General features: G+C 49.2%; 26 protein-coding genes and 1 pseudogene. 18 read left to right on the top strand and 9 right to left on the bottom strand.

The genetic code is table 11. The features are described from left to right. The 3 genes from rsxC to F557_RS0114085 all read right to left on the bottom strand — a co-directional run. Positions 1 to 1682: electron transport complex subunit RsxC (rsxC, locus tag F557_RS20195; protein WP_019002870.1), on the bottom strand; the 1682-nt coding region annotated here is incomplete at its 3' end. Positions 1683 to 2137: 455 nt separating this feature from the next. Further along, entirely contained in the window at positions 2138 to 2911 is a 774-nt protein-coding gene (locus F557_RS0114095; RefSeq protein ID WP_044143630.1) for a vWA domain-containing protein, read from the bottom strand. Between the two features lie 304 nt (positions 2912 to 3215). Then, complete coding sequence (locus tag F557_RS0114085) at positions 3216 to 3662, bottom strand: hypothetical protein (protein ID WP_019002865.1); 447 nt, start codon at positions 3660 to 3662, stop codon at positions 3216 to 3218. 820 nt (positions 3663 to 4482) lie between these two features. On the opposite strand from F557_RS0114085, the gene F557_RS21475 reads away from it, so the two are divergent. From F557_RS21475 to F557_RS0114045, 4 genes are all read left to right on the top strand, one after another. Further along, a complete protein-coding gene (locus F557_RS21475; protein ID WP_019002861.1) occupies positions 4483 to 5661 on the top strand; it encodes a cell envelope integrity TolA family protein in 1179 nt (392 codons plus the stop codon). Between the two features lie 207 nt (positions 5662 to 5868). Next, positions 5869 to 6624 (top strand): transposase, encoded by a 756-nt coding sequence (locus F557_RS21470; RefSeq protein WP_019002860.1) that lies wholly within the window; start codon positions 5869 to 5871, stop codon positions 6622 to 6624. An 18-nt stretch (positions 6625 to 6642) separates the two neighbouring features. Continuing rightward, positions 6643 to 7110 (top strand): IS200/IS605 family accessory protein TnpB-related protein, encoded by a 468-nt coding sequence (locus tag F557_RS21465; RefSeq protein WP_157617907.1) that lies wholly within the window; start codon positions 6643 to 6645, stop codon positions 7108 to 7110. Positions 7111 to 7405: 295 nt separating this feature from the next. Next, on the top strand, positions 7406 to 8419 hold the full coding sequence (locus F557_RS0114045) for a hypothetical protein (RefSeq protein ID WP_019002857.1): 1014 nt from the start codon (positions 7406 to 7408) through the stop codon (positions 8417 to 8419). Between the two features lie 123 nt (positions 8420 to 8542). Here F557_RS0114045 and F557_RS0114040 read toward each other — a convergent pair whose 3' ends face one another. Then, entirely contained in the window at positions 8543 to 9823 is a 1281-nt protein-coding gene (locus tag F557_RS0114040; protein WP_019002856.1) for an O-acetylhomoserine aminocarboxypropyltransferase/cysteine synthase family protein, read from the bottom strand. Between the two features lie 267 nt (positions 9824 to 10090). Here F557_RS0114040 and F557_RS0114030 point away from each other — a divergent pair, with 267 nt between their 5' ends. From F557_RS0114030 to F557_RS0114020, 3 genes are all read left to right on the top strand, one after another. Further along, positions 10091 to 11164, top strand: coding sequence for a hypothetical protein (locus F557_RS0114030; protein ID WP_019002854.1), 1074 nt, complete (start codon positions 10091 to 10093; stop codon positions 11162 to 11164). A 202-nt stretch (positions 11165 to 11366) separates the two neighbouring features. Further along, positions 11367 to 11828 carry a DUF3990 domain-containing protein gene (locus F557_RS0114025; RefSeq protein WP_019002853.1) on the top strand — a complete coding sequence of 154 codons (462 nt, stop codon included), beginning with the start codon at positions 11367 to 11369 and terminating at the stop codon, positions 11826 to 11828. After that, the gene (locus tag F557_RS0114020; protein WP_019002852.1) at positions 11828 to 12289 is read left to right on the top strand and encodes a hypothetical protein; all 462 of its coding nucleotides are present in this window, start codon (positions 11828 to 11830) and stop codon (positions 12287 to 12289) included. The genes F557_RS0114025 and F557_RS0114020 overlap by 1 nt, the downstream gene beginning before the upstream one ends. A 235-nt stretch (positions 12290 to 12524) precedes the next feature. On the opposite strand, the gene F557_RS0114015 is transcribed toward F557_RS0114020, so the two are convergent. After that, positions 12525 to 13013, bottom strand: coding sequence for a transposase (locus F557_RS0114015; protein WP_169335205.1), 489 nt, complete (start codon positions 13011 to 13013; stop codon positions 12525 to 12527). Further along, the gene (locus F557_RS23080) at positions 12985 to 13164 is read right to left on the bottom strand and encodes a hypothetical protein (protein ID WP_157617906.1); all 180 of its coding nucleotides are present in this window, start codon (positions 13162 to 13164) and stop codon (positions 12985 to 12987) included. The genes F557_RS0114015 and F557_RS23080 overlap by 29 nt, the downstream gene beginning before the upstream one ends. Positions 13165 to 13172: 8 nt before the next feature. Between F557_RS23080 and F557_RS23700 the strand changes: the two are divergent. From F557_RS23700 to F557_RS0113980, 6 genes and pseudogenes are all read left to right on the top strand, one after another. Continuing rightward, positions 13173 to 13322 (top strand): annotated as a pseudogene (locus F557_RS23700) (IS256 family transposase); the annotation flags it as partial. A gap of 215 nt (positions 13323 to 13537) precedes the next feature. Next, positions 13538 to 13825, top strand: coding sequence for a DNA-directed RNA polymerase subunit omega (rpoZ, locus tag F557_RS0114005; protein WP_019002849.1), 288 nt, complete (start codon positions 13538 to 13540; stop codon positions 13823 to 13825). A gap of 68 nt (positions 13826 to 13893) precedes the next feature. Next, positions 13894 to 14682, top strand: a complete 789-nt coding sequence (locus F557_RS0114000; protein WP_019002848.1) for a DeoR/GlpR family DNA-binding transcription regulator — start codon at positions 13894 to 13896, stop codon at positions 14680 to 14682. 40 nt (positions 14683 to 14722) lie between these two features. Next, positions 14723 to 14971: a hypothetical protein gene (locus F557_RS0113995; protein WP_019002847.1), complete on the top strand. Its 249-nt coding sequence runs from the start codon at positions 14723 to 14725 to the stop codon at positions 14969 to 14971. Positions 14972 to 15012: 41 nt separating this feature from the next. Further along, the gene (locus F557_RS0113990; RefSeq protein WP_019002846.1) at positions 15013 to 16125 is read left to right on the top strand and encodes a site-specific DNA-methyltransferase; all 1113 of its coding nucleotides are present in this window, start codon (positions 15013 to 15015) and stop codon (positions 16123 to 16125) included. A gap of 303 nt (positions 16126 to 16428) precedes the next feature. Next, positions 16429 to 17292, top strand: coding sequence for a TPM domain-containing protein (locus F557_RS0113980; RefSeq protein WP_019002844.1), 864 nt, complete (start codon positions 16429 to 16431; stop codon positions 17290 to 17292). Positions 17293 to 17421: 129 nt separating this feature from the next. On the opposite strand, the gene ahpC is transcribed toward F557_RS0113980, so the two are convergent. After that, positions 17422 to 17985, bottom strand: coding sequence for an alkyl hydroperoxide reductase subunit C (gene ahpC / locus F557_RS0113975; RefSeq protein WP_019002843.1), 564 nt, complete (start codon positions 17983 to 17985; stop codon positions 17422 to 17424). Between the two features lie 274 nt (positions 17986 to 18259). Between ahpC and F557_RS21460 the strand changes: the two genes are divergently transcribed. Together F557_RS21460 and F557_RS21455 are read left to right on the top strand one after the other, a co-directional pair. Next, complete coding sequence (locus F557_RS21460; RefSeq protein ID WP_157617905.1) at positions 18260 to 19363, top strand: phosphatase PAP2 family protein; 1104 nt, start codon at positions 18260 to 18262, stop codon at positions 19361 to 19363. Positions 19364 to 19520: 157 nt separating this feature from the next. Next, entirely contained in the window at positions 19521 to 20642 is a 1122-nt protein-coding gene (locus tag F557_RS21455) for a phosphatase PAP2 family protein (RefSeq protein WP_019002841.1), read from the top strand. A 50-nt stretch (positions 20643 to 20692) separates the two neighbouring features. Here the strand turns inward: F557_RS21455 and F557_RS20170 are convergent, their stop codons facing one another. Further along, positions 20693 to 20968, bottom strand: a complete 276-nt coding sequence (locus tag F557_RS20170; RefSeq protein ID WP_044143624.1) for a DUF1653 domain-containing protein — start codon at positions 20966 to 20968, stop codon at positions 20693 to 20695. 292 nt (positions 20969 to 21260) lie between these two features. On the opposite strand from F557_RS20170, the gene F557_RS0113955 reads away from it, so the two are divergent. The 3 genes from F557_RS0113955 to F557_RS0113940 all read left to right on the top strand — a co-directional run bounded on the left by F557_RS0113955 (position 21261) and on the right by F557_RS0113940 (position 24463). Continuing rightward, positions 21261 to 23261: a DUF6273 domain-containing protein gene (locus F557_RS0113955; protein ID WP_019002838.1), complete on the top strand. Its 2001-nt coding sequence runs from the start codon at positions 21261 to 21263 to the stop codon at positions 23259 to 23261. Between the two features lie 163 nt (positions 23262 to 23424). Continuing rightward, positions 23425 to 23796 (top strand): arsenate reductase family protein, encoded by a 372-nt coding sequence (locus F557_RS0113945; protein WP_019002836.1) that lies wholly within the window; start codon positions 23425 to 23427, stop codon positions 23794 to 23796. A gap of 133 nt (positions 23797 to 23929) precedes the next feature. Then, positions 23930 to 24463: a 3'-5' exonuclease gene (locus tag F557_RS0113940; protein ID WP_019002835.1), complete on the top strand. Its 534-nt coding sequence runs from the start codon at positions 23930 to 23932 to the stop codon at positions 24461 to 24463. 149 nt (positions 24464 to 24612) lie between these two features. Here the strand turns inward: F557_RS0113940 and F557_RS0113935 are convergent, their stop codons facing one another. Further along, a complete protein-coding gene (locus tag F557_RS0113935) occupies positions 24613 to 26526 on the bottom strand; it encodes a methyl-accepting chemotaxis protein (protein ID WP_157617904.1) in 1914 nt (637 codons plus the stop codon). Positions 26527 to 26946: the final 420 nt, after the last annotated feature.

Genomic DNA, 26946 nt, shown 5'->3' with positions numbered 1-26946 from the left:
GCGGGGCTGTTTCCGGAAGAGGACGCGGTTTCGGGTGCAGAACCGGAGGCATTTCCGGATCCGGCCTTCTGCGCCTTCAGAGCGGCCAGTTTCTCTCTGGCGAGGCGGGCTTTGTCAGCTGCGGAAAGCGGCTGGGCACCCTGAGAGGCCGCGGAAGCAGCGGCCGGATTCGGTTTCGGAGCAGCGGCTCCGGCCTTCTGTGCCTGAATTCTGGCCAGGGCGGCAGCCTTTCTTTCCTGCCGGGCCTTCTCCTCAGCCTCAATGCGGGCCTTTTTGGCCTCGAAGCGCTCTCTGGCGGTTTTCAGCTTTTCTTCCTTCAGCTTTTCGTTTTTAACCTCGGCCTTGGCAATTCTGATAGCAGCCACGATACGGATGGCGCTGGGACATACAAAAGAGCAGCAGCCGCATTCAATGCAGCTTTTAAGTCCGGTTTCGGCAGCCTTCTTGAATTCTCCGTTCACGCAGTAGTCATAAATTTCGTAGGGTACCAGACGTACCGGACAGGCGTGGGCGCAGCGTCCGCAGCGAATACAGTCCACCTGGGGCTTGGTCCGCCGGATTTCGTTTGCATCCGGAGCAATGATGCAGTTGATGGTTTTGATTACCGGTACCTGGATATGGGGAATGGTAAAGCCCATCATGGGACCGCCGACGATGATTCGGGGAACCGGCGGCGGGCGGTAGCCGCATTCCGAGAGAATAAATGAAACCGGAGTGCCCAGGCAGACCCAGGCGTTCATCTTGGCAGTCAGGGCGTCACCGGATACAGTGATCATTCTGCGAGTCAGCGGCTGTCCTGCGAGAACTGCTTCTCCTACCGAAAAGGCGGTGGAAACATTATGAACCACCACTCCATAGGCGGTGGATCTGGCGCCGTAGGGAATCTCAATACCGGTGATGATTTTTATCAGGTTACGGGCGGCTCCGGAAGGGTATTTTACCGGGATGGCGGTAACCCTGATGTCCTTAAGATTCAGTTCCTTTATTTTGCATTCCAGACTTTTAATGGCCTCGGGCTTGTTGTCTTCCACGGCGATGACCGTAAAGTGCGGTTTCAGGATGTACCTCAGGATATCGATCCCCCTGAGAATTTCTTCCGGAGCCTCCTGCATCAGACGGTCGTCGCAGGTGATGTAGGGTTCGCATTCTGCTCCGTTGATAATCAGAACCTCGCAGTTCTGAGCCCTGACACTGGATCGCAGTTTGGCTTCGGTGGGAAATCCGGCACCGCCCAGACCGGCAATTCCCATATTTCTTATATGATTCAGCAGGGTGTCGACCGGAACCTCCGTGTAATTCGGATAGGAGGGATTATTAAATTCCTCCCCGGAACCGTCAGGATCGCTTTTAAGAATGATGCAGGGTTCGGTAAGTCCGCCGGGATGAGCGATGGGAGCTGCGGTTATGGCGGTAACGGTGCCGGAAACCGGGGCGTGCACCGGCACCTGCCGATCATTGGACGGAGATGTCAGGGGCTCGTTTCTGAGAACATGCTGGCCCGGCTTTACCAGAACCTCGGCCGCTCTTCCCGAATGCTGTTTCAGCGGGATGACCAGGGTTTCCGGAATTTTCAGCGTAACGCTGTGAAGACCGCTGGTGCCGCTTTTGTGCTCGTCGGGGTACACTCCTCCCTTGAAGGAATACAGAACGCCGTTTGTAATGTTTTTCCAGTTGCTGTTCATGTCGGTAGCTTCTTTTCCGGTGTTTGGCCTGACTGATCCGGGAGCATCTGTATCGCAAATTCCCGCGTTCCTTTTGCTATGAACCGGGCTTTATGCCGGGACCATCCCGGAAAGTGGTCCCGGCGGTGACTGTCATCCTGTTTCACTGCTTTGTGCCGGAGCTGCTGACAATTTCGGAAAATTGCCGTAATCCGGGGGCTGTGACTGTCTCCGTGCGTATTGTAATCTTTTCGGGAATACATGACAAACCTGAGAGGGGGCCGTTTCTTCCGGAGCGGATATCGACGGATACGATTTTCGGGGGACTGTGCGGTTTTTTGCAGTCCGGAGTCCTTATGCCGGGCCATCCGGGACTTTTACCGGGGAAAAGAAAACAGAAGCAGTGTCCTCTAATGACAAAAACTCCCGGAAGAGGGCTTCCGGGAATTCAGAATGCCGGTAACTGCGGTCAGCTGCTACTTGCTATTGTCGTCATCGTCCTTTTCGACCTTTTTCTTCCAGCTTCCGGCAGCGGAACCGAGAGCCTCGTCAGAAGCCATGGCTTCCATGGTAAAGTCGACAACGGCTTCATAGTTGGAGCGTACTCCGGAAGATGAATTTCTGTACTTGACCGCATTTTTGGTGTCTATTCCCAGAGCTCCGGCCTCGGCAACGGCATCGATGTTGGCACCCAGGAAGACAAATTTCCAGCCGTCCTTTTCCTGATGGTCGCTGACCATCTTCTTGATGCTGTCCTTTTTGTACTCCTTGCTGGCGTTTTCCATGCCGTCGGTAATGATTACCACAATTACCTGAATATCCTTATTGTTCTTAAGTTCCGGGATTTTGTCGATATTGGTCAGGCTTTCGCCCATAGCGTCAAGAAGAGCAGTAGTGCCTTCGGCAATGTAGTCCTTTTTGGTCAGTTCCTTGATGTTCTCTATAGGCTCTCTGTTATGGAGTACCTGAGTCCTGTTGTTGAAAAGCACGGTGGTTACTTTTACCGGCAGCTTGAGATCACGGTATTTCTGAATCATGGAGTTAAAGCCGCCAATGGTATCCTCGGTAAGACTGTACATGGATCCGCTCTTGTCAAGCACCATCAGAACTTCGGCCTGGGAGGCGGTGAACTCGGGGAGGCTCTTCTTGTCATCGGCAGGAGCAGGGGGATTATCGGGAACGGTGGCCAGGGCGGCACTTCCCAGGAGCATAAAACTTACGGATAAAAACAGGGATTTGCAAAAGTTCATAACGGATCTCCAAATTAGTCCGGACAGGCCGGATAAGGAAGAAATAATTCCGGAAAAGAGCGGGAAGCACCGCAGGTTTCTCATATCATAAGAATATCAGAGTTCACCGGATGAGTATTGCCGGAATGTCATGTTTTTTGAATTTGTAAAACAATGTTTGAAACAGACAAACTTTGTAATACTTTCGGAAAAGAGGACTGGGAATTCCGGAAAAGAATGAATGGGAAAAGAAAAGACCGGAAATAAAGGATTCCGGTTCTCTCCGGGAAGAAAACCCCCGGGATATCGGGGGCCCGGACCGCCGTCAGCCGCCAATCCTGTCAATGGCTGCTTTAATGGGAGACCGCTTGTTAAGGGCGCTGAAGTCGGCAAATATGAAATAAGCCAGCGATACAATGGATAAAATGCCGTACAGCATGGCTATATAGTAGCCAACGGTATCCGGGAGAATCCAGGAGAGAATTCCCATGCCGAGACCTCCGAAGATCAGGCCCAGAAGAATATTCCATTTCATCTTCTGCTGCTTGTATACGGTTTCTGCCTCAAGACTGGCGGCGCTGTTTCCGGCGGCCTCCAGAAGCTTCTGAGCCCGGAAGGCCAGCTTATAGGCCCTGGGGATACTCAGCAGGAACAGCGGCATGAAGATGTATGAAAGAATATAGATAAGAAGGGAGGAATTCATCTTCGAGGAAATTTCCTGGGCCTCTTTGATATACTGAAGCTGAAGATTCTGGTTACTGGTGTCAGTCATTTTGCATTATCTCGTTTTTATGAATGATTTTCCTGAAATACCGGCGGGATTCAGGAGAGTTATATGATGCTCGTGAAATCCGCATCCTGCCCGGATCTTACCACAAAACCGGAGGATGTTCCGAAACTTCCAGGGTGTGCAGTAAAGCGGGGGATGTTTTTTTGAGGAGCGTGTATGCCGGGAGGAGGCTTTAAAAACAATGGCGGCTATCAGGTTCGGAGCTGGCCAGACTGATTTTCAAGAAAATTTTCCGGGAGCCGTTATGTTTTTTCGGATTACATTTGTACCGCCGGTATTCCTCAAACAGGAAGCCCCGCCGTAATTTTCAGAACGTCCGGCAGACTAATCAAAAACTATGGGAGTTTCGATTTTTGATGATTTTTTGTATATAAAATAAACACATTGATTAAAACATAAGCAAATATATTAAAAATTGTTAATCAGTATCAATTAAATTTGATGTTTTACAGTAACTGTGATAAATTTGAACTGTGTCCTCTACACCGAGGACTAATGCCGAAAGTCAAAGATTTGTTTTTGCGTGTTTTGTTTAAGTTCGAAAGGTAAAGATTATGAAAGGTATGTTCACTGCTTCTCTCCTGTTATTTCTCTTTTATGCCGGAAATTCCGGTAAGCCTTCCCAATCGATGTTCCTGTCAGTCTCTCACAGGGAGCTCCGGCTCTTTTCCTGCTGGCAGATTCTCTGATAAGTCCTGATGCCGTTTCAGAATTATGCAGTTTTGAAAATTCTTCCTGGGCTGGTACCGGCCGGGGATTTCAGAATGACGGTGGTTTATTAATTTTTGCTCCTGGCGAATTCATGAGTTTTGAATATGCCATGGCAGTTATGATTATTTCAGGCGGTTGTTTTATGAATCATCTGTACAGGGATGCTTTGAATATTAATTCTAAAAGGATAGCCGAGCTTAAACAGGAATTCTCGGAAGAAGTGATTAATAGAACGGATGACGGATATTTTAAGTATATAATCAATGAGTCAATTATCAGAAAAATAATGCTTGATTTTATTAAATTAGGACTTATCCCGGATGTGGTTATTCCTGATTTAACAGTTTCCAAAAACGAAATTCAGCTCGCATATAGAAAAAGGGTGTTCGATCTGGATGTAAAGGCGGTGTCGGAAAACTATTATCTGGGGTTTGAAATGCAGACACGTTCTTTCAGCTGGCAGAGATTTTTTGCTTTTTGGTCAGCAATGGCCGCTTCGCAGAGAAAGGGGGTTCCTACTGCCAGACTAAAGCTAAAAACGTGTGTTATGGTGATTATTTCCACGGTTGGGAAAGACTATGACGCCGGATTTAAATCAAAAGATATTTACTATACGTGGCACACTTTTCCATCAGATGTAAAGGGGAATATTTTAGGAAAATATCACCAGGCAGGACTTAATATAATTTTGATAGACTTGAAGCAATTTAAAAAGCAGATTGCTAACCCTGTTAGTTTTTTAGAATTTTTTTTATTGTTTTTGACTTGTCGCACGTGTCAGGATTTACAACAACTTTTTGAAAGGGATGTTCATGGTATAATGAAAGAAGTTGTGCGACAGGATATTGATTTTCTTTCCGGAGCCGAATGGGAGAAATATATGGAATTAGATAAGTTTTATTCCGCAAAATTTGCAAGAGAAATGGCAAAATTCAGAAGAAAAGCCAGAGCTGAAATTAGAACTGAGGTAAAGGCTGAAGTGGAGGCTGAGGTAAAGGCTGAGGTAAAGGCTGAGGTAAAGGCTGAAGTAAAGGCTGAAGTAAAGGCTGAAGTAAAGGCTGAAGTGGAGGCTGAGGTAAAGGCTGAAGTTGAGGCTGAGGTGGAGGCCAGACTGAAAGCAAAAGTACAGGCCGAAGTAGATGAAGTTAAGTCAAAAGCAAAAGCTGAAGTAGATGAAGCGGAGGCCAGACTGAAAGCAAAGGACGAGGAACTGAGAAAACTCAGGGCCCTTCTTGGAATCAGCAGTGATTCCGGAGTGGTGGCGTTTTGACAGATTTGCTGATATCCTGTCATCGGTATCATAGCAGAACTTCCTTTGTCCGATGGGGTGGACAGGATAGGTATGCAATTGGATAAGTTCTATTCCGCAAAATTTGCAAGATAGATTTCATAATTCAGACGCTCTGTTGCAGAGGATAGTTGATCCAGTAGGACTCTGATTTTTGTCCGATGTAAATATCTCTAAAAGAGGTTCAAAATGATTTTAAGCGCTTGCTTCTACATAGACAATACAAGATGGTTCAAAGAACAGTTTGAACTGTCAAGGTGCTTATTTAATCAGGCCAGATACTTCTTTAGGGATTATTACGACAAGAACAAGTCTATTATGAATCAAACTGACCTTGAAAAGGTATTAAGGACTCAGTATACAAAGCTGAATTATTACAGAAAACTCTGCAAGGCTAAACTTGCCCAAATGATTGTAATCAGTTTATATAAGAATTACTCCGGTTTCTTTAATGCTATTAAGGAGTTTAAAGCTCACCAGGAGAAGTTCAATGGAGAACCTAAAGCGCCTAAATACAAGGAAAATCCGAATGTACTGTATTTTGATTATCAGTCCGCTAAAATCAAAGGTCAGTTTATAATATTAAATAAAAATGTAAAAATTCATATTCCTCATAATACATTTGAAAAATACAAGGATAATTTAAAGAATTTTAAAACTATTAACTTTATTCCGAAATTCAATAAAATCAAGGCCTGCATTTCTTATAAAACAGAAGAGTTAAACTCTGATTTAAACCAGAATCAGTATTTAGGCATTGATCTAGGTCTGAACAACCTTTGCAGTTGCGTTTCGGAATTTGACTGCTTTATTATAAACGGAAAGCCTGTAAAATCAATAAATCAGTATTACAATAAAGAGTTTTCTAAGTTAAAATCTGAAAGACCTTTAATCGGAGACAAGCAGGATTTCAATTACAACAAATTCAATATTTTTAAGTTATGATTTAAACGAAACTTAAAAATTGAAGACTATTTGCACAACGCATCCAGAAACATTGTGAATTTTTGTGTGGAACACAAAATCGGTACAGTGGTTATTGGAAGAAACAAGCAATGGAAAGACTCCATTGCATTAGGTAAACGAACCAACCAGAACTTTGTATCGATTCCGTTCTTTAAGTTTATAAATATGCTTAGATACAAGTGCAAAATGGCAGGGATAAATCTTGCGGAGCAAGAGGAATCCTATACCTCCAAGTGCGATTCACTGGCATTTGAACCCGTTGAAAAGCATGAGGAATATAAAGGCAAAAGAATTTTCCGAGGCTTATTTAAGTCGTCTGCAGGCAAAGTTTTAAATGCTGATATAAACGGTGCTTTAAATATAGTCCGGAAATACTTGGCCAAGTTAAAAGTAGCTGATGAGTCCTTTGTAAAAGGGATAGTTGGTAGAGGTCTATTCGCTAGACCGCATATAATAACTTTCTAGCTGTTTTATGGAGAGTTATTCCCTATGGAATGTTTCAGATCAACTACAGACTGGAACAGAGCGAATTCAGAAGAATAGCAAGATCTGAGATTTGAACTGAGGTAAAAGCTGAATTGGAGCCAGAAGTGAAGGCTGAGTTCGAAGCTGAAGAGGGGCCGGCAGGGGGATCAAAAGCAAAAGCTGAGATAGATGAAATGGGGGCCAGACTGAAAAAGACGAGGAACAGGGAAAACTCAGGGCCCATCTGAGAAATCAGGGGGGATTGATAGACTGAACTGGCGGAGGATCTCTCGGCATGAATTTAAGAAGGTTTGTTGGAAACTGGAGTCTTCCTCTGGCGATTATCGTTGGAATCATTTCATATTTCGCAATCCGGTTTCTGTACCGGGAGCTTCCGGCAGAGCTTGCGGTTTACCTGCCGGCCAGAAGGACGGTGCTTGCTGCAGTGGCTGTAGTCCAGCCGGCGCTGATCTTCATTATGCTTTTTATCAGCTTTGCCAAGGTACGGTTTTCAGATCTCAGGCCACCAGTATGGACGCTGCCTCTTTTGCTGGTACAGGGAGGGGTTTTTTCCGCACTTGCCGGAGTGCTTTACTGCTTTCCGGATCTGAAAATACGCATTCTTATTGAATCGGCCATGCTGGCCTTTATCTGTCCTACAGCCACGGCGGCGGCCGTGATTGTCCGCAAGCTTTCCGGATCTGCGGGACATGTTATGTCCTACACCATTTTTGCAAATCTTCTGTCCAGTGCTCTGCTTCCGGCGGTGATTCCCTTTGCGCATCCTGTTCCGGGCTTCTCCTGCGGTTCCGCTTTTGTCCTTATTCTGGCAAAGGTAGTGCCTCTTTTGGCCGGGCCTTTTCTTCTGGTGAGTGTCTGCCGCCGGGGCTGTCCCGGTTTTCTGGAAAGACTTTGCCGGATTCCGGATCTGGCTTTCTATTTCTGGCTCATTTCGCTTCCTCTGGCTATGGCGGTTTCGGTAAGGATTCTGGCTCATTCCCCGCTGGGGAGCTGCGTAATTCTGGAGATTGCGGCGGTGTCCCTGGCCGCCTGTGTTGTCCAGTTTGTTCTTGGCAGGGTTATCGGAGGAATGTCCGGAGACGGAATGACCGCCGGACAGGCCCTGGGGCAGAAAAGCACTGTTTTCATGATCTGGACGGGCTATACCTTCTTTACCCCGGTTACTGCGATTACCGGAGGTTTCTACAGTATCTGGCACAATGCGTTCAATTCATGGCAGCTTTATCGCCGGAACCGGGAAGGCTGTTCCGGGGAGAGTCAGGCTGAAGGGCGTTCTTCTGAAAAGTAATGCGGCTTCCCTGTATCTGTTCTGTCCCGCCCCGATACGAAAGCTCCCCGTGCGCCTCCGGAAAATCATCCGAGCGGTACGGGGAGTATCTCCTCATATTTTGATTAAACTGGAATCCTGGATTCAGATCCTGCTAAGTGCCTGATCCAGATCCTGAATAATATCATCCGCATCCTCTATACCGATGGAGACCCTGATGGTGTTCGGCCTTATGCCGTGCTTCAGAAGCTCGTCTCCGGACAGCTGCGCGTGAGTGGTGGTGGCAGGATGAATAGCCAGTGATTTTGCATCTCCGACATTTGCGAGAAGCGAGAACAGCCTGAGACTGTCAATCACAGTCTGGGCTTCCTTTATGCCGCCTTTGACATCAAAGGTAAAGATGGAACCGGCCCCTTCCGGATAGTATTTCCGGTAAATTTCCTGCTGCCGGGCGTCAGTGGTAACTGAGGGATGGTTGACCATTTCCACTTTGGGATGCCGGCTCAGAAATTCCGCTACCCTGAGGGCGTTGTCGGTATGCTTCCGGAGTCTCAGAGAGAGAGTTTCCAGTCCCAGAATGAACAGGAAGGCATGGAACGGGGAGAGGCAGGAGCCGGTGTCACGAAGAATAATGGCTCTTATCATATTTACGAAGGCTGCGGGAGCGCAGGCATCCGCAAATACCACATTGTTGTAGGAGGCATTGGGTTCGGTAAGCGCCGGGAATTTGCCGGAGGCCTTCCAGTCAAACTTTCCGCTGTCAGTGATAACACCGCCAAGACCGGTACCGTGGCCGCTGATAAACTTGGTGGCGGAATGCACGACAATATCGGCGCCGTATTTAATGGGCTGAATGACTGAAGGCGGGGTGAAGGTGGCATCAATGATCAGCGGAATGCCGTGCCGGTGGGCGATTTCCGCCAGTCTGGCAATATCCACCGGATCGCAGTTCGGGTTTCCGAGAGTTTCAGCATAAAGGGCCCGGGTATTGTCGTCGATGGCCTTTTCGAATCCCTCGTAGTCATAGGGATCTACAAAGGTGGTTGTGATGCCGTAATTGGGCAGGGTGTCATGAAAGAGCTCAAAGGTTCCGCCGTAGAGATTCTGAGCGGCCACAATGTTCTGACCGGCATGGGCCAGGGCAATTACGGCATAGTTGACGGCGGCAAGACCGGAGCTGGTAGCCAGGGAAGCGGCGCCGCCCTCAAGAGCAGCCATTCTTTTTTCGAAGACCTCAACAGTCGGGTTGGTAAGACGGCTGTAGATGTTGCCAGGATCGGAGAGATTGAAGCGGCTGGTTGCCTGCTCGGCGTTGCTGAACACGTAGGAGGAGGTAAGGTAGATGGGAACGGAACGGGCTCCGGTAGCGGGATCCGCCTGTTCCTGTCCGGCATGTACCTGAAGGGTGTCAAATTTGTATGTCATGAGTTACGTCCTTAAATTGATTATGCCAGAGGATTTTAACGCAATTCGGCTCTTACGGATCCGGCAAATCTTAAATACTTCCTGTTTTTTTTCAGCGGACGTGTTTTCCTGCCGTACTTCCAGGGTGCCGGCAGTTTGACAGAGAGCCCGTGTTTTCTGTCCCCGATACCTCCGGGGAGTGATTTATCCTGCTTCGGTGGTATATAATCCCTGTAGTACGGTTTTCCCTGCCAGTTTGCTTTATAAGGACAGAGGTTTGCATTGAACATGCAGTTTTTCGAGCTTTACATGGATGCCCGGATGTTCCCCGGACCGCTTAGGTCTCCTGATTTGGATTACGGCGGTGATTATGCTGCTGTTTTTGCCGGTATTATGGACAGCTTCCGGGAGCATGATACGGCCAGTCCGGAAGATGTCTCCGGTGCTGACGCTAACGGTGCAGAGCAGAGTTCTGCTCCGGTGAGCCAGGAGTCTCCAGCCGGGAAGCCTGCGGACCTGGATATGACTGATCTTTATATGATCAAGCTTTATTCCCGGAGGCTCCGGGAGCTTATTATGAAACTGGCTCCTCCTGCCGGTGAAAATCCGGCTTCCGGAAAGGTCTCTGACAGCTGTGCCGGCACTCTAGGGGAACCGGATACCGCCTCCGTGCCTCCGGCAGCACCTGGGAACAGTGAATCCTCTCCTGTATCAGAAGATCCGGGAGTGCCGGGGAATTCCGGGTACGCCCCTGCGGATTCTCCGGTGTTTAGAGAGCTTTCGGGATTTCTTACCGGTATTCTGGAAATGAATCGCGAGGATCGCGAGGGGGAGACAGTGTTCAGCGGGGCCTTCCGTAACGGTGCTGCGACGGCTGTTCTGATATTTGACCGGAAGACTGCCGCGCTGGCTGGCGTGGCCCAGGTGTATCCCCGTCTTGCCAAGGTGCTGAGATGGCCTCTCTATGTTTCCTGCTCATCTGAATCAGTGGTTTACGCACTCTATGCCGAAAAGTGCGGTATTGCCAGATTCAGCGAGATTGTTGATTTTACAGCCTCCCGAAACCATGCTGCCGAGGAGACTCTTTTGGAGAAGGCGGATCTTGCGGAGCTTCCGCCGCTGTCGTCTGGTGACAATGACCGCAGCAGCTATCTCGGCCGGTTTATCACGGTTCCTGAAATTACTCCGGCGATCAGGCGGGAGTTTCGGAGAATGTCTGAAAGTGCTGCCGCAGGATCCGGAAATGCGGCTGCCTCCGGAAAGGGCGGTTTTCTTTCAGGTATTACCGTGCTGGCGGTGATTCTGATGATCATTCTGACTGCTCTCGTATATGCGGGAGTTATTGAATGGCCGGCTCTGTAGCAAAGGCGTTTTAAACAGGATCTCCGATAGTCTCCCAATAAACACTAAAATTATTTTTATTTTGGTATTTTACGTAAAAATAGTGATTATCCCGCTTAAATCGACAAATCAAAGGTTGCAATTCAATAATCCCTTGCAGAGACTGAGATGTTGTTTGGCAGGCTGATGCAGCATCATTTCGGGTAGCATAAGGTTGAATGGTATGGCATTGATGACTGTATATCATGGTGGATATCAGGCTGTTGAGAGGCCGGAGATTAGAGTTGGTAAATATACCAAGGATTTTGGCAAAGGTTTTTACTGTACTGTAATCAAGGAGCAGGCGCAACGCTGGGCCAGAAGATATACTTCCAAAATAGTCTCCGTGTATGATGTTCGTCTGATACCTGGATTGCGTATTCTTGAATTTAAAGAAATGTCGGATGACTGGCTTGATTTTATTGCTGACTGTCGCAGTGGCAAGCCTCATGATTATGATATTGTCATAGGGGCCATGGCTGATGATCAAATTTACTCCTATGTTGCTGATTATATTGAAGGTTCTATTACAAGAGAGCAGTTTTGGATCCTGGCCAGATTCAAATATCCTACTCATCGAATAGTATTCTGTACTGATGATGCTTTGAAGTGCCTGTCATACAGATGTTTTGAGGAGGTCAGGTAATGGAAGATGCAGGTAGAATGGCTCAGCAGGATAACGATCTTTTTTTTACATGTGCGCTGATCGATTATATTGCAAGAAAAACCAAAAATACCCGGGCTGACGTAGTTAACCGGTTAGGTAAAGAACAAATATCTAAAATTTTTGAGCTTGCAGGTGTTTATCACTGCGATAATCCGGAGAGAGTCAGTGATGATTTCATAGAAAGTGCGCATATTGAAATAGGAACATTTGATAATATCGCAGACTGCGGATATGCGGTGCCATCCTATTGGGATATAGGAAAAGTATACAAACGTCTGATCAAAATGGTTGCTGAAGATAAAAAAACGGATGTAATTGACGCGCTGATCGAAGTGTACAATTCATTTATCAGTCCGGCAATAGATGATTACAACAGTAGTTTTTATTATGAAAACCCTCTTTTTATTTTTGAGTGCTACAAGGCAAAAAAAATGCTGTAGTTCTTTATGTACGTTGTAAGTCCTTGCATTCGGCAAAGACTTCGCTTTTGTCCGCAATCAGTATCATTTGGAGGCTTTCGGGGAAGACCAGTATATTGATCTTCTATCTATTATGAAAGAAAGCTCCCCGGCGGACAAACGAAAGCGACGGTCCTTAAGCCGCATTCGGAACGCTGCATGCCCTGGAATGGAGTGGCGGCCCGGATCTCTTCGGTAAGATCCGTTCCGGCCCCCGTTAAGTTGGCTGGGGCATGCTGACGCTGGCACAGATCACTTTGCCCTGATTGCTGGTTTCGCTCTGCACACACAGACCTTCAGTAATTTTGGCTCTGGAGATGGCGCGTTTGACCTGAGCCATCCGGAATTTTGCCAACGACTGATCGTTCGGGCTGTCTTCATATTTGACCTTCCGCGTTATTATCACGTAAATAATTCTGACAATCCTGTGCGCTACAGCTACCCTGGCCTTATTGTAACCCTTGCGTTCACGAAGACGCTGGAACAGATTTCCCAGGCCGGATTTATTCTTCTTCTGGTTTGCGCATCCCTGAGCGATGGCCAGGATTGTCCTGCGAAAGTATCTGTTTCCGTGGGTAATCCGTGATGAATAGCTCACGCCTGCTGATATATTATTACCCGGAGCAAGGCCGGTCCAGCTGGCAAACTTCTTGATAGAAGAAAAACTGGAGAGATCGTCACCAACCACGCAGATTATGCCAATCACAGACATATCCTCGGTACCGGGGATTGTTTGTCAAAAGGAGATCGTACAGTTCCTTGTATGACTTGAGAACCATGACTTTAATCGTATCAAAAACCGTCTTCATGTGATCTTCGTAAATCTTAAGCTGGTTCGAGCGCAGGTTCAGTGCCATACGAATAGCCGGATGCTGTTTACCGGGCTATGTATCTGAGGATACTTACGCTAAAAGAAAAGTGGGACAAGAGTCGCGTACAGAACTGGACCACAATTAAAAATGAATTTCTTCAACTACCACTTACAAAAGAGAGAATGGAGAAGTTTTTTTTTTAGAGTTAAATCACAGTTTACACAAAATAGTATTTACTCCCTCCGCTCCTGCCTTTTGGTGTATCGCTTTCCTGAGTCTGTTGCTTTTTTAGGTAATGGGTACACCTTACGCAATCCGTTTTTCTGAAAATTCAACATTGCTGGCGATTTTATGCCGTATTCTGTGATATAATGCATGCCGCTTCTTACGGAGAGGCAGTTTATCAGGAGAGTTTTAAATGGCAAGAGTAACTGTAGAAGATGCAGTAAGACAGATGGGCAACCGCTTTGATCTTGTTTTAAATGCGGCAAGAAGAGCGCGTCAGATTTCCGTTCACGGCTGTGATCCTTTGGTTGATCCTGAAAATGACAAGGCTACCGTTATTGCTCTTCGTGAAATCGAAGAAGGTCTCATTACCGAAGCTTTTCTTGATACTCAGGATCAGAAGAGAGCTCTGCGCAAGGTAGAGGATGAAATTATTGAAGTCGAGATGCCGCCGCTTGAGGATGTTGCACTGTTCGACTGAGTCGCTTTTGGATTCAATCTGAAGGCCAGACAACAGTCTGGCCTTCTTGTCACAGGGGATAACAGGTCATGGCCAGACTATCCAAGATCGAGCGCCAGCAGAAGATAATCGCCGAACTTCAGGCAACTCCCACTATCAGGGCTCTTGATTTGGCTAAAAATCTTCAGGTCTCCACCGAAACTATCAGAAGAGATCTGGAGGAACTGGAAGCAAAAGGACTTATTAACCGTACCTATGGCGGGGCATCCCGTCCGCTTTCTCCGGATGGCGATATTAGCCAGAGAGAGCAGATGTTTGTCAGGGAACGGGAAAATATTGCCCGGGAGGCCACCCGTTTCGTTAATCATGGCGACGTGATTATTATCGCAGGCGGTTCTACCACGCTGCATGTCGCCCGAAGACTTGCTGCCGAAAAGCACGATCTTCTGGTAGTCACCGATTCCTTTGCTGTGGCAGAGATTATCGCCACCAACTCCACTATCAGAGTTCAGATGTGTCCCGGAACCTATAATCCCAGAGAACGCAGCGTTTACGGAGCTGATACCATTAATTTTCTGGAGCGCGTTTATGCCAATCAGATTATTATTGGCACCTCCGGTCTTACCAAGGGCGGAATCTGCAGTGCGGATTATGATATCGGCAGTACCTACAGTGCGGTTGTCAAAAGAGGCAGCGAGGTTACCGTGGTGGCAGACCACAGCAAGATTGCCCAGACAGCAGTGCATACCTTTGCCTCCTGGTCGGAGGTTACCCGTCTTGTAACCGATCAGCCTCCTTATGACGAGGAGCTTATTGGGGCTATTAAGCTGGCCCGGGTTGAAGTGGTGGTGGCCCAGGATATCTGGGGCAATAACTGATTTACCGGTACTTGCCGGCCGTTTTTTAACAGGAACTGCCATGTTTTTTGAGAAGCTGTTTTCCTTCGGAGGAAAGAAGCCTGCGGTAACTCCCTATGACAAGACCCGGGAAAAGCCGCTGATTCGTGTCGGCTGCTGTACCGGCGAGAAAATGGCCGGTTTCAGGTCACTGGAGAACGGCCGTTTCCGTGAAATCATGCTTATTCAGTCAGATCGGGACTATCAGGAATTTCTTCGGAGATATGCGGTGGATCCGCGGGATGTGGATCAGGATGTTCTGGAGTCCTGAACGGATTTATTACGTCTGTTTTGGTGTTTTTCAGGTACGTTATGGAATTACAATACCCAGGCAAAAGACCGCTTCAGGAAATCCGCGAGGAGCTTCTGGCTGCGGCGGCCGGAAGTGCGCGGGATATTCCCTCTGATTTTAAGACCGGTCTTGCGGTTACCGGCGATAACTACGAGGTTATGCTCAGCCTTCTGCGGCATTTTGCCGGAAAAATCGATCTTGTCTATACCGACCCTCCGTTCAATACAAGGTCCTGTTTTTTCAGGGGAACTGATAGGGTATCCACCGTCAGCCACGGCAGCTCGGATCGGGTGGCCTATAACGACAGCATGCCCATGGATGAGTATCTTGAGTTTATGCGGGTACGACTCTGTCTTATCCACCTGCTTCTCAGTGAGTCCGGTTCGCTGTATCTCCATATAGACAACCGGGCCGGGCCGTATCTCAGAATCCTTCTGGATGAGGTGTTCGGCATGGATAATTTCCTCAATGACATTTCCCGGGTAAAGTGCAATCCGAAAAATTTCTCCCGGGCCGGCTACGGGAACTGCAAGGACGTTATTTATCTGTATGCAAAAAACCGGGATCAGGTGATTTTTAATGGCATAACGGAGCCTCATTCCGAGGAGGACCTGGCCCGCCTTTTTAAGAAAAAGGATGCCCGCGGCCGGAGATATACCACGGTTCCCTGCCACGCCCCCGGAGAATCGGCCGGGGATACTGGCGGAATGTTCCGGAATCAGCTTCCCCCTCCGGGCCGGCACTGGCGTTATGCTCCGGACGTTCTTGCCGAGCTTGACGAAAAGGGACTTATTGAATGGTCTGCCAACGGAGTGCCCCGGATCATCAGGTATGCGGATGATGCCGCCGGAAAGAAGATTCAGGATATCTGGCTCAGATATAAGGATCCCCAGTATCCCCGCTACCCGACAGAAAAGAATTCCGAGATGCTGGAAATGATCATCCGGCAGTCATCCCGGGAGACTTCTCTGATTATGGATCCCTTCGCCGGATCCGGATCATTTCTTGCGGCCGGAGTCCGGCTGGGACGCCGGGTTATCGGTATTGACTCTTCATCAGAGGCAATGGCGGTAATTTCCGGGAGTCCGGAGCTTTCGGGGTTCAGTTTTGCGGAGGTGTCCCGGTGCAGATGACCCGTCCGGCTCTGATTCCGGTTTGGGGCGTTTCGCTGCCGCTTTTTGTGACGCAGGATGTTTCCTCTGTTTGCAGTCTCCCGCTTCCAGTATCTGGCCGGCCGCAGTCCCAGTACTGCTTCTGGAGATAGTTTCGCGAAACACCGTTACCTGCTGTACGGCTCCCTGAGATTCCTGATGAACAGATCCATGACTCTCCGGCGATCACGCATGCTCTGGATCTTTTTTCTGCATTTTGTGTTCGTGCCTATGCCGGCGTGGTACCATACACCGCAGTGGCTTCGTTGTTTTCAGTGATTGTTTATGAAAAAGATTATTTCCTGCGTGCTTTTTGCCATTCTGGCGGCGGGCATCAGCTTTTACCTGGTAAGCGGTTTTGCAGAAGCTGTGGCAGACGGTATGGATGCCACGGTTTATCCCACCCCGTATTTTGCGGTCATGGATGCCTCAAACGTAATTACTCCGGAAACCGCGAGGTATATTGACAGCGAGGTCAGAATTCTTAAGGACAGGTCAGGGGCGGAGTTTTACCTGGCCACGGTGCCCGGCTGCTCTCCGGACTGCAATACCTATGCTACGGATCTGTTTAATACCGTGGGGGTCGGAGATGCCGCAAAGAATAACGGTGTCCTGCTCCTTCTGGATTCCCTGGATCATCATACTGTACTTAGGATCGGCAGCGGAATCGAGGATGTCATCCCGGACGGAAAAGCCGGCCGAATTCTGGATGAGCATGCCGTGGCTGCGGTTAAGGCTGATAAATGGAACCTGGCCGCCCTCAATACCTTTGCAGCTGTAATGACCGAGCTTTACGGAAAGTATCAGCTCCCGGTGCCCGTCACAGTGACCTTTCATGAAAGTGCCTCTGAGGTTCCCAGAGAACAGTACTGCAATGATCCCGTACCGCTCCCGCCTCCGCCTGAGAATTTCTGGATTGGTTTAGGTACCGGAATTATTTGCTTTATCTTTTTACTCTGGCGGATCTGCTTTCATTACTACCGGGATCCGGCTGCCGAATGCACACGCTGGAAGGGCTTTCTGCTTGCCGCGGCGCTGTTTCTTCTGGACTGCCTTCTGAGTTCCGGATCCGGAAAGGGCGGCAGCGGGGGATCCGGCGGCGGTTCTCATGGCGGCGGAGGTACCCGGGGCGGCGGTGCCTGCAGGTAGCGGAAGCAGGCGCCGGGCAGAAGGCCAGAACTGTTCCGGGCGTTTCTTCCGGAGAGAGAAAGAAAATGAAAAAAGGGGGAGTATCCCCCTTTACTGTCTTTCATCGCATTTGCCAGCGCTGCTGCCGGATCAGATAAGTCCTACCAGGTCCAGGCTGGGCTTCAGGGTTTCAGCACCCGGCTTCCATTTTGCCGGGCAGACCTGATCACCGTGCTCGGCAACAAACTGCAGTGCCTGCACTCTTCTGAAAAGCTCATCCGCATTGCGTCCGATATTTCCGGCAACCACCTCATAGGCTACAATTTTGCCCTCGGGGTTTACGATAAAGCTGCCGCGTTCGGCCATGCCCTCGGATTCAATCATGACATCAAAGCCTCTGGCCAGAGTGCCGGTGGGATCCGCCAGCATCGGGTAACGGATCTTCTGGATGGTTTTGGAGGTGTCATGCCAGGCCTTGTGAACAAAATGAGAGTCGCAGGATACGCTGTAGATTTCGCAGCCGATGGCCTTGAATTCCTCGTACTTGCCAGCCAGATCCTCAAGCTCGGTAGGGCAGACAAAGGTAAAGTCTGCAGGATAGAAAAAGAAAACACTCCACTTGCCGAGAGTATCCTGTTTGGTGATGGTCTTGAATTCACCGTCAAGGAAGGCCTGAACGGTAAACTCAACAACACTCTTATTAATAAGGGACATTGTCTGGGTACCTCTTGCTAAAAAAACAACTTGCTCTTTGATTATAGCTGACAGGGAGGATTGGGGTTGGATATCTGCCGCAAAGGAGAATTTTTTGCAGAAAAATTTTCGAATTTGAGATTTGGACCGATTTTTTCTGAAACAGACTTTCGTAAAACAGCACACCTGTTCTGTGCTGCTGCCCTGTATCAGGTGTCAGAGCCTCCGTTATCACGGGGACGGCAGGAAGCTGTCCGCTTTTCCGGATAACACCTTTATGAAACGGGAGCATTCCATGTCGCATGAAAAATTTCCTCGCTCCGGCAGACAGTTCTTTGAAAATATCGGAATTGCTGCTGCCGTTCTTCTGACTGTTGCCGGTACCGTCCTCAGTATGACAGTTTTCCGCGCGCCTGGTTTTCATGCGGATCTGGACTTCCTTATGGCACTCCAGAATTTTCGGGAGTACACCGGTGATCTCCTTACCGGTTTCTTTCAGATGGTAACCTGGTGCGGCAGCTCCTATCTGACTATGCCGGTACTGGTGCTGGTCTATTTCGGGATAAGCACCCGGCTGGGAAGCTTTCTTCTGCAATGTGTCGGCTACAGCTCTATGCTGAACGGATTTCTGAAGCTCACGGTGTCTGCCCTGAGGCCCTGGGTCCGTGATGAACTTATTGTTCCTCCCGGAGATGCGAAAATCGCCGCTACCGGCTATTCCTTTCCCAGCGGGCATTCCACAAACGCTACCGCCGTATACGGCAGCCTGGCCCTCATGACCGGTTCCCGGTATCGCTGGCTTACCGCCGGATTTGTTTGTCTGCTGCTTCTGGTGCTGTTTTCGCGGAATTATCTGGGCGTTCATACTCCCGAGGATGTTCTCATCGGCTTTGCGAGTACACTGGGAGTGGTTCTGCTAATGTGCAAAATATTTCGCTGGACTGATACCGGAGACTGCCGTGCCAGGGGCCGCAGGAAATGGCTGCTTTTTCTGATATCCATCGTGATCAGCGTACTGTCTGCAGTCTGTTTTGAGTGTAAGTCCTATCCCGAGGTCAGAGATGCCGCCGGACATCCTATAGCGGATCCTGCAAGGCTGGTGCAGGATTCCAGCCGGGTTATCGGCCTGTATCTGGGGGCGACCTCCGTAATGCTTTTCCGGCATTATTTCCCGGGGTATCAGGCGGAAAATGCTCCCCGGAACGAACGGGTGCTGATGACTCTCGGAGCCGGATTTTTAATGCTCCTTCTCCATCTTGGAATGCCGCCGGTACTGTCACTGGTATTTCCGGCGGGGGTGGCCGGAGTGCTGAGCGTTTTCGTGATGGTATTTGCGGTTTTCGGGGTGTTTCCGGTTCTGGCGGCCGGCAGGGAGGGTGGTACCGATCCCGAAAAATAGCGGTTTTTCGGGACTGCGGCATGCCGGCTGTTCCCTCCGGAGCATTTTGGTGCTTAAATACTGAGTACGGTTTTGTAACCCTGTCAGTGTTTCGGCCGTTTACCGTCCGATGCGCTGAGACCCCTGTTCGCGCATTTTTCGTTTTGAGAGTGTTACTATGTCGCAAGAAAAGCTACCCGAGGTCTTCGTAAGTACCAGAGCCGAAAACATCGGAATTATCGTTACGGTTCTTCTGACGCTCGTCATTACCGTTCTGAGCATGACAGTGTTTCAGGATCCGGATTTTCATACGGATCTGGACTATCTTATGGCCCTCCAGAATTTCCGGGAATTCAGTCATAATATCTTTACCAGCTTTATTCTGTTTGTCACGGAATTCGGCGGCGGGAAGCTCACTCTCCTTATGGTGGTTTTGATATATTTCGGATTCAGTACCCGCCTGGGAACCTTTCTTGTTCAGGTCAACGGCTACGGCGAGATGATGAACGGTATTCTCAAGCTTACAGTGTGCGCCTTCAGACCATGGGTGCGGGATGAACTTATAATACCTCCCGGAGATGCGAAGGTATCAGCCACTGGCTATTCCTTTCCCAGCGGACATTCTACCAATGCCACCACTCTTTTCGGGGGGATTATCGTAAAAACCTGGGGCCGCTGCCGGATTCTCCTGGCTGCCTCCCTGGCTATGCTGCTTCTGGTGCTGTTTTCCAGAAACTATCTGGGCGTTCATACTCCGCAGGATGTCTTTATCGGGCTAATGAGCTCGCTGGCGCTGGTTCTGGTGATGAACAGAGTGTTCCGCTGGCTGGATCACGGCAGCAAAACCCGTAAAGCCTGGATACTGTTCCTGGTATCAGTGGCGGTAAGTGTTGTTTCCGCTTTATATTTTGAATTGAAATCCTATCCTGAGCTTACGGACGCTGCCGGAAAACTCGTGGTTGATCCGGCAAAAATGGTGCTGAATTCCTATAAGGGGATTGGCTACTATCTCGGGGTATCCGCAGCCCTGGTGTTTTTACAGTATTTCAGAGGATATGATACCGGGAATACTCCGGCTTTTCGGAGGCTTGGCGTAACGATTGCCGGCATGCTGCTTCTGCTGCTTCTCTATATTATCGTGCCGCACGTTTTCTCTCAGATAATGCCGCACCGGTACGCCAACCTGATCGGCGGATTTTCGGTTATGTTCATTACCTTTGGAGTATTCCCGGCACTGACTGCTTCCCGGGATAATGGAGGCAGTTCCGAAAACGGCGGTACTCCTTCCCGGGAAGCCTAGCCCGTAATTCCGGCAGGGCGGCATGTGCCAGTGCCGTCCTTTCGGGGAGTTCAGCCTTCCGGAAAAATCTCCCGTGGCACTACCTCGAAACGGTACTTCTGGGAGGCCTGCGGATATTTTGCATGATCTACCTCGCTCTCAAACATCTCCAGCGGCCGGGCACAGACCTTGAAGGGCGGATAGAGAGCCTGGTAGACCACCAGCTTTTCATGGTTTTCGGTATGTGTGGCGAAGGCCAGAATCCGGTAAAGGTATTCCGTGGTTTCCGGACTGACGTTTTCCCTTTTGAAATGCCGAACGATGTCTCCCTCGTGAAAGCGTTCCATATTTTTCTCCGTGTCTGCTGGATGGAATGGCGAAATTGCATGCCCCGGACCAGTACCGGGAGCCGTGTTTTTCATTATACTCTTTCCGTTTTACCTCCGCCGGGAGTTTTCCTATGCCCCCGGGGTATTCTTTATGATGTTCCCCAAAAAAATTCCCCCGGAATTCAGGTTGTGTTTAAAATTTTGGCCGGACAGGCGTATCCTTTAGTAAAGATGTCTGGATTTGACAGTGTCCGGAACAGTTTTTTCTATTGCCTTTTCCTGATTGCCAGGAGCCGGGGATTTTTTTTCTATGCGCGATCTTTCTTCCCGGGATTCGGGGGACGGTTTTGTCTTTTGCGGAAGAGAGTATTTCTCTCTTGCCGGTTTGGTTTCCGAGGTGTCTCGTCAGGCGCAGGAAAGTATTGCCCGGGGCGATGCGGAGGGGGCTCCGGTTTTTCGGGCCTTCCGGGATCTCCTTTTTTCCATAAGTCCCGAAAACAGAAAGCTCCCTGATATCCGGAAATTTTACCATCTGGTGGTGCGGCTAAGGGAGTCCGCCGCGCGGGAGCAGTCTGATCCCCGGTGTGCTGCTCTGGCTGCGGGCTATGCCTTTCCCGGAGGAGACCGGCGCATTTTCTGCGGGGGAAGATGGTTTTCCGGGACAGATGATTTTGGTTCCTCTCTTATTGATGAATCTCTGGCACTGGTTCCGGACAGAGAATATCTGAGCCGGGCGGTCAGGCTTCTTTTTAACGGCAATCTCCTTTCCTTTGCCGAATTTGCCGAGGGCAGTCAGGATCTTGTTTCCAGTCTCAGAGAGGCCGGAGAGTATATTTCAAAGACTCCCGGGGATTCTTTCCTGCCGGAGGATCCTTTTCTGAATGCGGAACCCTGGCTTCAGAACGGCGTCTGGCAGGCCCTGTATCTCGGGTATCGCCTTTCTTCAGTTCGCAAATTCCGTCTGGGTACCAGCATTTATCTTTCCCCCCGAGATTTCGAGGAAAGTGCGGCGGTCCTCCAGAAGCGCAGCACCGCGGATTATCAGGATTTCCTGCGCCGGCATAAGAATGCCCTTATATTTCTCAGCACCGCTTTTCCGGAGGCGGAAGCCCGGCAGGTGCTGGAGGCCCGTCTCAGCAGTATTACTGCAGCGGTGTTCGGGAACGGGGAATACCGGTTCCGGAACGGGACCCACTTTAATCATTTTGTGGACAGCCTGCTCAGAAGACGCCGTTATTACGAGCTTCGCAAAATCTTTACCTGCTACGGTCTTGGTCTGTACGAGGCGGATCGGGAGGTCTGGCATACCTTCTCCTATATCCGGCTTTCGGATGCCCTGAGCCAGGGAATGGCAATCAGAAGACTGATTGCCGATATTCAGAATCGGATTGTCAATAAGAACAACCGGAAGCCGGTTACCGTTAACGGGGTGTGCTATGAGTTTTCTGATGAGGAAATTGCCAGAAGAAAGCACGAAACTCAGGTAACCGAAATCTACTATCCGGACGGAGATTATCCTCCGGACTACCGGAAACCGTTCGGAGGAAATTTTCTGGCAGGACTCAGGTATCTGGTGCTTCTTGCTATTATCTGCCTTGCAGGTAAGTATACCCTGGATCATGCCGGCAGGGCAGAAAAGTATCCGGAGCCGGACGTCGTCCAGTCCGACTCCGATGCTATGCCGGCGGAATCACGCACTCCCGCGGCTTCAGATATTGTTTCCTTCGGACGCTATCCTCAGAGCGCCAGCGGAGCGGCCACCAAGCTGGAATGGTATCTGCTGTCCGGAGATGACGGAACCCTGCTGCTTCTGTCCCGAAAATGCCTCGACGTGCGTCCCTACAACCAGGGGTATTCCGATACCTACTGGGGAACCAGCACTATTAACAAATGGCTGAATCATGAATTTATCAGGGATGCCTTCACGGATCGGGAAAAGGACGCTCTCGAGACTACTGCCGTTCAGGATGAGGACATATCCGGAAAAAGAAAGGGCGTGGGACGCTATTCCCGGGATCGGGTCTTTCTGCTCAGCAGTGCCGAGGTGGCGCAATACCTGAAATCCCCGGATCGCCTGCTTTGCGAGATTACGGACTATGCCAGATCCCGTCTGGGAAACAGAACCGAATTTCCGGGGCGATACGGCTCATGGTGGCTGCGGAACCGCGGCACTAAAGCCTACAGCGCTCTCACCGTGTCCGTAAATGGTCAGGTGGTTCCTCAGGGTAGCGAGGTGTTCAGCGGGAACGTGTTTGTGCGGCCGGCACTGCGGGTGAGCCGTAATGCCCTGAGACAGCTGAGAATAAGGTAGCATTTCAGAAAGGGCGTTTTTTTATAGCTTTACAGTCAGATGCCGTAGCTCATTGACGGTTCTCTTTCTGTCTATGGCAGAATACCGGCAGAATGACATAATTATCCCCGGGGAGTTTTTTTTTCCGGAAAACAGCATTTTTACATGACGAGAGGACATCATTATGACGTTAGCTGTTTACTGCCACAGCCGCTGCACCACCTGTAAAAAAGCCCTGAAGTGGCTGGATGACAGTGGTATCAGCTATAATCTGAAGGATATTGCCGCGGAACATCCTGATGAAGAGACACTGCGCCGGTTTCATGCCATGAGCGGACTTCCCCTGAAGCGTTTTTTTAACACCAGCGGCATTAAATACCGCGAGAACGGCCTGTCCGCAAAGATTCCCGGGATGAGCGACGATGAACAGTTTGCCCTGCTGGCTTCAGACGGCATGCTGGTGAAAAGACCACTTCTTGTGGGGCCGGATTTTGTTCTTGTCGGTTTTAAGGAAGCTGAATGGGCCGAGAAACTTGCCGGAATTTTGAAGAAGTGAGCGGTAACCGGGGTTCCTTCGGACGTGGTACCATCTCCTCGTTCTGAACTTTCCGCCCGTTATGGCTATCAGTCAGCGTATTTAAAGTGAAGGGCGGAACGCCGGCGCATGAACATATTTAAGAGAACAGTATATGACCAGATTTGTCGTTTTTGATGTTGAGACTCCCAACAGATCCAACAGCCGCATGAGTGCTGTCGGGATTACCGTGGTGGAGGATGGCCGCATTTCTGACAGTTATTTTACCTATGTCAATCCGGAGCAGCATTTTGATCCCTTTAATGCCAGACTAACCGGAATAGATGCCGGCACCGTGACCGGTTATCCCTCATTTGCGGAAGGCTGGAAGAATCTCGAACCCTATTTTTCATCCGGTATCCTGGTGGCCCACAATGCCGTATTTGACATGGGAGTGCTTAAAAAATGTCTGCGGGATTATCGAATTGTCTGGAAACCGGCGGTACCGTATTGCTGTACCGTGCAGATGGGGCGACGCGCGGTACCAGGACTGGGAAGCTACGCACTGGACTGTCTGTGCGACCATTTCGGTATTGACCTGGACCATCATAAGGCCGACAGCGACTGCAGGGCGGCCGCAGAGCTCCTGATCCGGTATCTTGAGTCCGGATTACCTGTCACGGATTATGTGAAGACCTATTTCCTGTAAATCCTGAAAGAGGCGTTTTTTAGGGGCGTCCTCCGAAGATTCCGCGATATTTCAGGGACGTTTTTTTAGTCCGGTATTTTTCCGATGTGCAAAAAAGAAGGCCGCTTCCCGGGGAAACGGCCTTCCTTATCTCCAGTTCTCTGCTATCCTCAGATAATGAACTTTTCAAGTTCCTGTCTCTGTTTTTCAGAGCATTCCTGCTGTTCCTCCAGAACCTGGTTTTGCTGTACCAGCATCTCATGAACCTTGTCGGTTATTTCGGAAATGCTGGAGGAATCGTCATTGAGCTTTCTGGCCACACAGCTGTGCTCTTCGGCTGCTGAAGAGATCTGGATGATCATGCTGTTGATGTTTCCCGTAATCTCAATAATTTTCTCAAGCATTTCCTCGGTTTTGTGAGCCATGGCTATGCTGATCTGAGAGTCTTTCTGGGACTCCAGCATGAAGTTATCCAGCTCCTCGGTGCTCTTTTGCAGATCATTGAGAACCTTGGAGATTTCACTGGTGGAGTTCTGAGTTTTGGTGGCCAGGGATCTGATTTCGTCTGCCACTACAGCAAACCCCCTTCCTACTTCACCGGCTCTTGCGGCTTCAATAGCGGCGTTCAGAGCCAGCAGGGTGGTTTGTTCTGAAATCGATGAGATAACGCTGAGTATCATCTCGATTTGCTGCGCTGACTGGTTAAGAGCGTTGACCTTCTTAACTGCAGTGTCTACCCGGGAGGCAACATGATCTATAGAATTTATCATCTCGCTGATCTGTTCCGAGCTGCGATCGGTAATCTCGGTGGCCTTTCCGGTAGATGCGGCGGCTTCTTCCGCATTTTTAGCGATGCTTTCAGCCACAGTGGTGAGTTCGCTTACCGATTCCACAAAGGTTTTTGTGAGCTCCTGCTGAATATGAAGTCCCCGGCTGGCCTTTTCTGATACCTTGTCGGTGGTCATGGTCAGTGAGTACATTTCCTCGGAGATTTTCATATTGTCTGCGAGAAGATTCTGGAGCTTTTCCAGAAAGGAATTAACACTCTTTACAATATCTCCGATCTCGTCATCCTTGCTGTATTTCAGCCGGAAGGTGAGATCCCCTCCCAGTGTCAGGAGCTCTCTGGAAATCCGCCGCAGCGGGGATAGTGTTTTACTGATGATGATGGCCAGAATAAAAGAAAACAGCGGAATAGATATAAGACAGATGATGATCTGTTCCCATGCCAGAGAGGAGGCCTGGTTCAGAGCTACGGATTCAGGAACCTCCATAACCATGTTCCAGCCGATTTCTGGAACAAAGGATGAAGCTACGATATATCTGGTTCCGTCCTTTTCGATATTCTGGATCAGAAAACCTTTGGAGGACAGAATGGCATTCTGAACCTGCGGGTCGGAACTGTAGCTTTTGCCGGTCTGCTCCCGGGTTCCTCCCAGACTGATCTGTCCCTTTTCATTTATAAGATAAACCTTGCTCTGATGCTTTTGGTTATATTCGTTGAATTCCTTTGAAAGATTGCCAAGACTGTTTCCGACCCCTGCAACGCCAAGAACCTTTCCCTGCGGATCGGTTATCAGATAGTTTAGAAAAACGGAAAGCTCATTGGTGTTTTCATCAAGATCCAAATTGTAAAGATAGGGCTTTCCGCTTTTAAGGATGTCAAAGAACCACCGGTCCTTTTCCACATCAGGAGAAACGGTCTTCAGGAATTTGTCGTATACATAGTATCTGTGGTTAATGGCGGAGGCGAAAAAGGCTGCCGTGGTGCTGTGGTTGTTTTTGATATGGGTGAGATAACTCACGATCCGGGCATCATCCTGAGCTTCCTTGCTGCCCTTGATAACAGTGTCCATTTCCCGGAGATCGCCGTTCATGCCGATGGAAATAGTCCGGTAGGTTTCCAGTTCCTTCTCCAGATCAGTTGTTATGGCATGGATTCTGCCCGGAAGCGTTTCATTTACCAGGTTTTCCGTAAGAATATCCCGGGATCTGGTATAGGAGAGGAAAATTACAATGCAGATAATAGTGGTAATGGCCGCAGTGCTGATCATTACCAGTTTCTTGTTAAGTGAAGGATTCATGATCTGATCATTTCCCTTGAATTTGCCAGTAAAAGACCGTGAGGCCTTAGGTTCCAATAATTCTGTTTTGGCAGCCCGTGCTGTGCTAATTTCCCGGAATTTTAGCTTTTGGCATCCGAGATAATACCGGAGCAGGTTTGGCGGCTATGGAAAGTCATTATAAATTCTACTACCGGAATTAAATTTTAAATATGAGACACTGCCCACTTTTGAGGTTTGTTCTCTCTGAATAATGGGGGAAATGGGAATCTGTCCGGATGCTTACCAGGGACTCTGCACGAATCGGTAACTGACGGAGAGGGTGTTTCTAATCTATTAAATATTATGTATTAGGTCTAAAGTCAGCACTTTAGGCCTTCTTAAATTTCCACGGCATTGCCTGCTCAAGAATAGCATTTCTTCTTTCATCAGACAGCGATT

Origin of the sequence: Succinimonas amylolytica DSM 2873 (assembly GCF_000378405.1) — a bacterium.
Taxonomy (GTDB): Bacteria; Pseudomonadota; Gammaproteobacteria; order Enterobacterales; family Succinivibrionaceae; genus Succinimonas; species Succinimonas amylolytica.
This window is presented reverse-complemented; position numbering and strand designations above follow the sequence as displayed.